The following is an 8,406-nucleotide window of genomic DNA, read 5'->3' on the forward strand; positions in this document are numbered from 1 at the left end:
CCCGGAAGGGGCCGTCGGCGACTCCGACTGATCCTCGAACAGGCCGGTTTGAACTCCCAGCCCCGTCAACCCGCCTGTCCCGCCATCGCCCCCGCCAGGCCTTGGAGCCTTCTGAGCCCGCCGCCCGCCGCGACCCGATCGCMARGCCAGGCGGCCCCGCTCGGTTCCATCTCCATCGCCTGCTTGGGCCGGTACCAAGAGCCCTCCCCGTGATGGAGACCCGTTCAGTATGCGGCCGGTCTGAGCGCGGCGGAGGTTGTGACGCTGATTATTTTGCAGGGCGTTGGAAGGGTTGAGGTTCTTGGCGCGATTGGCGGGGATTGAGCGCCGTCTATCCCCGCGAACGCCCTCGGCCCGTCCGTGGGCGCGCTGCGCGCTCGTCCGGGATGACAACCGTTGTTGGTCATATGCGATAGCCTGCCGGCGGAGGGCCGCGCCGAACCCCTCCCTCCGGGAGAGGGTGAAAGCCGCCCTACTCCGCCCCACCCATCGTCGCGAACCCATGAGCCCGCGCCAGGGTCTCGCCCGCCGCGATCCGCGCCGAGGGATTGAGACGGGGTTCGCCGACCTTGTGCAGCGTGTTGCGGTCTACGTGGCGAAACGGCGCGGACCGGCCGCGCACCTGGAGCAGGGTGGTGGACACGTAAGACCAGCCGCCGTCGGCGTTGAAACACACGTCGAGCTCGTAGGAGTCGGTCCGGAACGCCCATTCCAGGAAATCGGTGGAACAGATCCCATAGCCGGGACCGCCCCGCTCGGCCCGGACGACAAGACCCGATCCGTCGGGCGCGGCGCGGCCGCTGGCTAGGGCCACTTGGCCGCGCGGCAGGGCCAGGGTCTGCATCACCAGTCCGGTGGCGGGCTCCCACAGCCAGTATCCGATCTGGTCGTGGAAGGTGGTGTCCTCGTCCGAGGCGACGATGTGGACGTGGTAGCGCAGGCCGTACAGCAACTGCGGTCCGTTGGCCTGGGGGTCGATGGGGTGGATCTCGATGCGCTCGAGATAGTCGCGCCGCTCAGGCCCTTCGGCCTTGGGATTCAAGTCGACGCCCTTGCGGCCTTCCCACACGCCGGCCAGCGGGGTCAGCGGCCCCAGATTGGCCAGGGCGTCGGGATTCACGTCCGCCGGCTCGGTGAAGATGTCGTCGGGAAAGTCGATCATCGTGTCCGTGTTCCGGTGAAGCTTGGCGGCGCGTTAGGAAGGGATGGGCCGACGCTGATGAAAAAGGGAAGTTGGCGCGGACTGGGCAGGCGAAGGGTTTGGATGTCGAGTTCGGATAGGATTTTGGAGCTAGCCCCTCTGGCCAACGAACCATTCCGTGGCGACGATGAATCGTTCTGCGTGCTCTGGCGACGCAAATGGGCCAACCATGCGGCCTGAGTGTCGGTCGACGAATGCGGTGTCTTCAAACCGCTCACTTTCGACCAGATAGGTCTCGCCGTTGGAGAACTCTCGGATCTCGGCCGCGCGTTTGCCATCCTCGCTGTAGAGCGTGCAGACCGTTCGATATTCGGCGCCGTCCAGCATCGCTCCTAGACCAGCAAATCCGCCGTCACCGGGGCGTGGTCGCTGGGGCGCTCCCACTCCCGCACCGTGTCATGCACCTTGGACGACACCTTGCCGTCGATGAACGCCGCATCGCGCAGGCCGGGGCTGGCCAGGATGTGGTCAAGGCGCAGGCCGCGGTTGGACTTGCGGAAGTCGGCGGCGCGGTAGCTCCACCAGGAAAACAGCTTTTCCGGCTCGGGCGTGGCCAGGCGCGGCAGGTCGAGGAAGTCGATCGACTTCATCAGGCCCTCGAAGGCTTCCAGCTCGATGGGGGTGTGGCTGACGACTCGGGACATCTGGCGGTGGCTCCAGACGTCGTTCTCGCCGGGGGCCACGTTCAGGTCGCCGGTCAGGATCAGCGGCGCCTTGGGATCGCGCTTCTTCATCTCGGCGGTCAGGGTCTGGTAGAAGTCCAGCTTGTGGTCGAACTTCGCATTCACGGCCCGGTCGGGAACGTCGCCGCCGGCCGGAATATAGAAGTTGTGGATCTCGACGCCGGCGACCTTGGCCGAGACGCAGCGGGCGTGGCCCTCGCGGCAGGCGTTGAGGACCGGGGCGTCCTCCAGCGGCAGGCGTGACGCGATGGCCACGCCATGCCATCCCTTCTGGCCCATGATCTTGATGTGCGGCAGGCCCATGGCGACGAAGGCCTCGCGGGGGAATTCCCCCTCCTGGCACTTGATCTCCTGCAGGCAGAGCACGTCGGGCGCCTGCTCGTCGACGAAGCGGGCGGCCTGCTCGGCGCGCAGGCGGACGGAATTGACGTTCCAGGTGGCGATACGGAGGCGCATGCCGTTCCTCTAGAGCTTGGAGAGCGTCGACCAAAACGAAAAACGCCCAGACGCATGAGCGTCTGGGCGAAAGTCGGGTCTCTCATGCCGCCGCCGGGAGGGGATAGATCCGGCACGGTTGCGAAGAGCGGGTCGGGCGCTCCTCGCCATGCGTGTTAAATCTGCCACGCCAGGAATCTAAGTCAAGAACAATCGCGTTAACATCTTGCATGTTGTGAAATTGTCGCATTTCGGCTGTGTCAAACAGCCAAAACACAACTAGGGCTTGCCGACGCGGCGCCTCGGGTCATTCAGCACGAAAAGTTTCGGGTCCAGGCCCGCGGTCTTTTCGAAGTCGATCAGCCGCACGCGCGTCTCGCCGCCCTTCACGTCGGTGACGGTCCAGCCGATCAGGGCGGGGGCGTTGCTGAAGTCCAAGGCGATGCGCCCCAGGGTCTGGCGCTTGGCGTCGACGGCGTTGATCGTGAAGCCGTCCGACAGCTTGCGCACGCCGGTGATGGTCACGCCGCGATCCAGCCGCACCTCGCGGGCCAGCAGCAGGACCAGGGGCGTGCGGCTGAGCGGATAGCTCTCGAAGGTCTTCAGCCGGGGGTCGAAGATGTTGACGGCGCTGCCGTTGCTGACGACCAGCAGGCCGGCCGGGCCGTCATAGGCGAAACGGGCCTTCCCGGGGCGCTGCAGGTAGAAGGTCCCCTGGGTCTGGGTCCCGCGCGCGTCGGTCTGGACGAACCGGCCCTTGGCCGAGCCCAGGGTCTGGATATAGGCGGTGGCCTTGTCGACCAGGGCCTGGTCCTCGATCGACAGTTTCGCGGCCGGCGGCTGGGCGGCGAGCGCCGGTGCTCTCAGGGCCGCGGCCAGGCCGAAACCGGCGGCGGCGAGCACGAGACGGCGGGTCGGGGTCGTGGTGGTCATGCGATCTCCCAAGGGCGTTCGGCGAAAGTATGAGCGGTTTCGCGAGCGGAACGCCCGTCAACAATGCCTCCAACCTTTGCCCTGCCCGCGCGTCGGACGAAAGGCCGTCTCGCGACCATTTTCCGGCGCTCCGATGAAGCGTCGTTCAGGTTCGGAAGGTTGGAGGCAGGAGAAACGCCGCCGAACGGCCGAGGTTTCAGGTCGTGGGGCGGCCTCAGTTTTTGGCGTCCTTGACGGCGCCCTTCAGGTCGCCCTGCTTCACATTGCCGGCGATCTTGTCGCTCTTGCCTTGTGTCTTCAGGTCCTTGTCGCCGACGATCGTCCCGAGGCCGGACTCGACCTTGCCGACGGTTTCCTGCTTGCGCCCGGCTTCCTTGTCGCAGGCGCTCAAACCCGCCATAGCGATCACAAGCGTCAGGGCCAGGAGCGGGGTGCGCGGTCGGGTCATGGTCGAAACTCCGTTTGGGCAGGGCGAAGCGACGGCCTCGACCGTCGCAAGCTCTACAACGCAAGCGGCGCCGTAACGATCCAGTTCGGCCGTGACGCCGCTACATGGGCGGGGGCGGCGGAGCCAGGATCTCGCGCTTGCCGGCATGGTTGGCGGCGCCGACCACGCCTTCCTTCTCCATCCGCTCCATCAGCGAGGCGGCGCGATTGTAGCCGATCTGCAGACGGCGCTGGATGTAGCTGGTCGAGGCCTTGCGGTCGCGGGTGACCACCGCCACGGCGTGGTCGTAGAGGTCGTTGGCCCCGTCGCCGCCCGCGAAGGCGCCCTCGATGGCCTCTTCCTGTTCCTCGTCGCCGCCGGCGGTGACTTCTTCCAGGTAGTTGGGAATGCCCTGGTCGCGCAGGAACTTGGCCACGGCCTCGACCTCGCCGTCCGAGACGAACGGGCCGTGCAGGCGGGTGATGCGGCCGCCGCCGGCCATGTACAGCATGTCGCCCTGGCCCAGCAGCTGCTCGGCGCCCTGCTCGCCCAGGATGGTGCGGGCGTCGATCTTGCTGGTGACCTGGAAGCTGATCCGGGTCGGGAAGTTGGCCTTGATGGTGCCGGTGATGACGTCGACCGACGGGCGCTGGGTGGCCATGATCAGGTGGATGCCGGCGGCGCGGGCCATCTGGGCCAGGCGCTGGACGGCGCCTTCGATGTCCTTGCCCGCCACCATCATCAGGTCGGCGACCTCGTCGATGACCACCACCAGGAACGGCATGGGTTCGGGGCGGATCTTCTCGGTCTCGTAGATCGGGCGGCCGGCGTCATCGAACCCCGTTTGCACGGTGCGTTCAAAATGTTCGCCCTTCTCGAGGGCCTCGTTGGCCTTCTCGTTGAAGCCGGCGATGTTGCGCACGCCGATCTTCGACATCCGGCGATAGCGGTCCTCCATCTCGCGCACGGTCCACTTCAGGGCGACGACCGCCTTCTTGGGATCGGTGACGACCGGGGCCAGCAGGTGCGGGATGCCGTCATAGACGCTGAGTTCCAGCATCTTCGGGTCGATCATGATGAAGCGGCACTTCTCGGGCGGCAGCTTGTAGAGGATCGACAGGATCATGGCGTTGACGCCGACCGACTTGCCCGAGCCGGTGGTGCCGGCGATCAGCAGGTGGGGCATCTTGGCCAGGTCGGCGATGTAGGTCTCGCCGCCGATCGTCTCGCCCAGGGCCATCGGGAGGCTGTGGGTGGCCTTGTCGTAGTCGGCGCTGGACAGCAGGTCGCGCAGATAGACCGTCTCCTTGCGCGAGTTGGGCATCTCGATGCCGATGGCGTTGCGGCCCTGGGCCACGGCCACGCGGCACGAGATCACGCTCATCGAGCGGGCGATGTCGTCGGCCAGGGCGACGACCCGGGCGGTCTTGGTGCCGGCGGCGGGCACCAGCTCGTACATGGTGACCACGGGACCGGGGCGGATCTGGTCGATCTGGCCGCGCACGCCGAACTCGGCCAGCACGCTTTCCAGCAGGCGGGCGTTTTGGCGCAGGGCCTCCTCGTCGAACTCGGCCGAGCGGGGCTTAGGCTTGGCCAGCATGGACAGCTCGGGCAGCTGGAAGCCGCCCTCGGCGTCGAAATCGAAGGCCTTCTGCTGTTCGCGCTGCTCGCGGGCGTTGGACTTGCCCGGCACCTTGGGCTGGGCGATGGCCAGGGGGCGAGGCTCGAAGCTGGGCTCGAAGGCGTCGTCGTCTTCCACCGGCGGCGGCGCGGCCTTGGCGGGCTTGCCGGCCTTGCGGGCGACGGGGGCCTCGGGCTCGATCTCGATGACCGGCGCGGCCGCCTTGCGGGGCGCGCGGGGACGGGCGGCGGGTTCAGGCTGAGGCGCAGAGACGGGCGCGGCGGCGCGCTCGCGCGGCTGCATCAGGCCATGGATCATGTCGCCGATCGCCTCGGGATCGATGCGGCGGACGCCGATCGCATACCCCAGGGCCACGACGGCGCCGACCAGCAGCAGCAGGGCGGCGATCAGGTGGGCGGCGGGCAGGCGGGCGAAACCCAGCACGCCGGCCACCATGTTGAGCAGACCGTCGCCCCAGAACCCGCCCAGGCCCTTGGCCAGCGGCCAGGCGGCCGGACGTGGCGGCGCGGCCAGCAGGCCGGCCAGGGCCAGCAGGCCCAGGCCCCCGACGGCGGCTCGGACCCGGAGGTCGCGACGATGCGCGGCGGGATCGGGCTGGGTGACGCGCGACATGCCGAACACCAGCATCAGGGCGGCGGCCATCCAGCCGGCCAGGCCCATCGACTGCATGACGACGTCGGCCAGGGCCGCGCCGGCCCCGCCCAAGGCGTTGGTGGCGGGCAAGCCGGTGGCGGCGTTCAGGCTGGGATCGGCGGCGTTGTAGGTGGCGACCGACAGCAGCAGRCCCGCGCCCACGACGCAGATCACCCCGCCCCGGAACCGCGCCGACCACGGCTGGGCCCAGCCGTAGCGGACCGCGTCCCAGACCAGTTCAACGCTCGATCGCCGCGCCGCTCGCGCCATCAGAAGTCACCTTGCACTCGTAGAACCCCGATGTTTTGCCCCAAGAGGGTTAAGGGGCGTTTACGATGAGGGGGCGGCGATGTGGTTTGAGGTCGCGGCGGATCACCTTGCCTCCCCCTTCGTGGGGAGGGTGGCCCTGGCAGCGCCAGGGTCGGGTGGGGGCCTGCTGAGTCAGCGGTTTGACCCCTGTCCCAACGCCCTGCGCCGAACCCCACCCGTCGGCTTCGCCGCCACCCTCCCCACRAGGGGGAGGGACGAGCCCTATGCTTGGATCACGCGATCGTGGTCACCAACCCGCCTTCGACCTTCAGCGACGCCCCGTTGGTGGCCGCCGACAGCGGACTGGCGACATAGGCCACCAGGCTGGCCACTTCCTGCGGCTCGATCATCCGTTGCAGCAACGACGCCGAGCGGTGCTGGGTGAAGAACTCGGTCTCGTGCTCCTCCGGCGAGGCGTCGGGATTGCTGGACACGCTCTTCAGGAAATCGGCGATAGCCGCCGCGCGGGTCGGGCCGGGCAGGACCGAGTTGACCGTCACGCCGGTGCCCTTGGTCYGCTGAGCCATGCCGCGCGCCACCGCCAGTTGGGCGCTCTTGGTCATGCCGTAGTGGACCATCTCGCCGGGGATCGCGAGGCCCGACTCGCTGGAGATGAAGATCACCCGGCCCCAGTTGCGCGCCAGCATGCCCGGGAAATAGCCGCGCGACAGGCGCACGCCGCTCATCACATTGACCTCGAACAGGTGCAGCCAATCGGCGTCGGTGATGTCGGCGAAGGCCTTCATCTCGTAGATGCCGAGGTTGTTGACCAGGATGTCGACCTGCGGGACGGCCTTCAGGATGGCCTCGGCGCCCTGCGCCGTGGCGGCGTCGGCCAGCACGCCCGAGACGTCGGCGCCGCCCGAGGCGCGGATGTCGGCGAYGGCCTCGTCCAGCTTGGCTTGGGCGCGACCGGTGACGAACACCTTGGCGCCCTCCACGGCCAGGGTGCGGGCGATTTCCAGGCCTATGCCGGCGGTCGAGCCGGTCACCAGCGCGGTCTTGTCTTTGAGTTTGAGATCCATCGAAGGACTCCATTGCTTGCGAGCCCCTAGCTAAGGACGCGCGAGCAGCTGAGCCATGCCAGCGCCAGGCACATGGCTTGTGACGTCAATTCACAGGTCGATCGAACTCAGCCGTTGAAATTCAACTTCAGGCCCGGTCTCGGCCAGCGCGCCTTGTAGAGTTTGCCTGTCCCGGACGCCGTGATCCAGGCGTCGCGCATATCGGCCCCGCCGAAGCAGATATTGGTGACGATCACGTCGGGCACGGCGTAGTGCTCGGTCGTGCCGTCCGGCGCGAAGGCGGTGACGCCGCCATTGATGATCGTCGCCACGCAGACCTTGCCGTCGGCCTCGACCGCCAGGCTGTCCAGCAGTTGGTAGCCCGGCAGGTTGCAAACCACATTGCCCGGCAGCAGGGGGACGGGGTCGGCCAGCACGCCCGGTGAGGCGATGTCGAACGACCACAGCCGGCCCAGCATGGTGTCGGCCATGTAGACGGTCTTCTCGTCGGGCGAGAGGCCCACGCCGTTGGGCGAGACGAAGTGGTCGCGCCAGCGCGTGATCTTCGAGCCGTCAGCTAGGGCGTAGTACAGCGCCCCGTACTTGCGGCCCTCGGGCGTGCTGCAGCCGTGGTCGGTGAACCAGAAGCCGCCTTGCTTGTCGAAGACCAGATCGTTGGGCCCGACCAGGGGCTTGCTGTCGCATTGGGTGTAGAGCGTGGTCGCCTTGCCCGTGACGATGTCGATCCGCTGGATCGAGCCGCCCTGATGGCTGGGCGGGGTGGGGCCGGGCACGTTGAGGCCGCCCATCTCGATGAACTGGAAGGCGCCGCCGTTGTTGGTGACATAGATCGCGCCGTCCGGGCCGATCGCCGCGCCGTTGGGACCGCCGGGGACCTGCGCCACTGTCTCCTTGCGCCCGTCTGGATGCACCCGGGTTAGGACCTGGCCCTGGATTTCGGTGAGGATCACCGAGCCGTCGGCCATGGCGATCGGACCCTCGGGGAATTGCAGACCCTCGGTGACGAGTTCCAGCTGCATGCATCTCTCCCTGGATGACGCCTCTAGCGGGCGCGCATCGGGAGTAAACGGGCGTTTGAATGAAGGGGCAAGCGCCTTGCGTCCTTCGAGGCTCCGCTT

At 67.7% G+C, this 8,406-nt stretch carries 8 protein-coding genes; all 8 read right to left on the bottom strand.

Going from position 1 to position 8,406, the window contains the following annotated elements; translation table 11 throughout:
* Nucleotides 1-472 precede the first annotated feature (472 nt).
* Nucleotides 473-1,162 carry an FABP family protein gene (locus tag AC1DZ6_RS12855; protein WP_477097565.1) on the bottom strand — a complete coding sequence of 230 codons (690 nt, stop codon included), beginning with the start codon at nucleotides 1,160-1,162 and terminating at the stop codon, nucleotides 473-475.
* A 129-nt stretch (nucleotides 1,163-1,291) separates the two neighbouring features.
* Nucleotides 1,292-1,528 (bottom strand): hypothetical protein, encoded by a 237-nt coding sequence (locus AC1DZ6_RS12860; protein WP_477097566.1) that lies wholly within the window; start codon nucleotides 1,526-1,528, stop codon nucleotides 1,292-1,294.
* 5 nt (nucleotides 1,529-1,533) lie between these two features.
* The gene (locus AC1DZ6_RS12865) at nucleotides 1,534-2,340 is read right to left on the bottom strand and encodes an exodeoxyribonuclease III (RefSeq protein ID WP_477097567.1); all 807 of its coding nucleotides are present in this window, start codon (nucleotides 2,338-2,340) and stop codon (nucleotides 1,534-1,536) included.
* Between the two features lie 258 nt (nucleotides 2,341-2,598).
* A complete protein-coding gene (locus AC1DZ6_RS12870; protein ID WP_477097568.1) occupies nucleotides 2,599-3,252 on the bottom strand; it encodes an outer-membrane lipoprotein carrier protein LolA in 654 nt (217 codons plus the stop codon).
* A gap of 214 nt (nucleotides 3,253-3,466) precedes the next feature.
* Nucleotides 3,467-3,700 carry a hypothetical protein gene (locus AC1DZ6_RS12875; RefSeq protein ID WP_477097569.1) on the bottom strand — a complete coding sequence of 78 codons (234 nt, stop codon included), beginning with the start codon at nucleotides 3,698-3,700 and terminating at the stop codon, nucleotides 3,467-3,469.
* 100 nt (nucleotides 3,701-3,800) lie between these two features.
* Nucleotides 3,801-6,224 carry an FtsK/SpoIIIE family DNA translocase gene (locus tag AC1DZ6_RS12880; RefSeq protein WP_477097570.1) on the bottom strand — a complete coding sequence of 808 codons (2,424 nt, stop codon included), beginning with the start codon at nucleotides 6,222-6,224 and terminating at the stop codon, nucleotides 3,801-3,803.
* Nucleotides 6,225-6,496: 272 nt separating this feature from the next.
* Nucleotides 6,497-7,288, bottom strand: coding sequence for an SDR family NAD(P)-dependent oxidoreductase (locus tag AC1DZ6_RS12885; protein ID WP_477097571.1), 792 nt, complete (start codon nucleotides 7,286-7,288; stop codon nucleotides 6,497-6,499).
* 107 nt (nucleotides 7,289-7,395) lie between these two features.
* The gene (locus AC1DZ6_RS12890) at nucleotides 7,396-8,307 is read right to left on the bottom strand and encodes an SMP-30/gluconolactonase/LRE family protein (protein ID WP_477097572.1); all 912 of its coding nucleotides are present in this window, start codon (nucleotides 8,305-8,307) and stop codon (nucleotides 7,396-7,398) included.
* Nucleotides 8,308-8,406 lie beyond the last annotated feature (99 nt).

The organism is Caulobacter sp. P1_B12_2, from assembly GCF_056406675.1.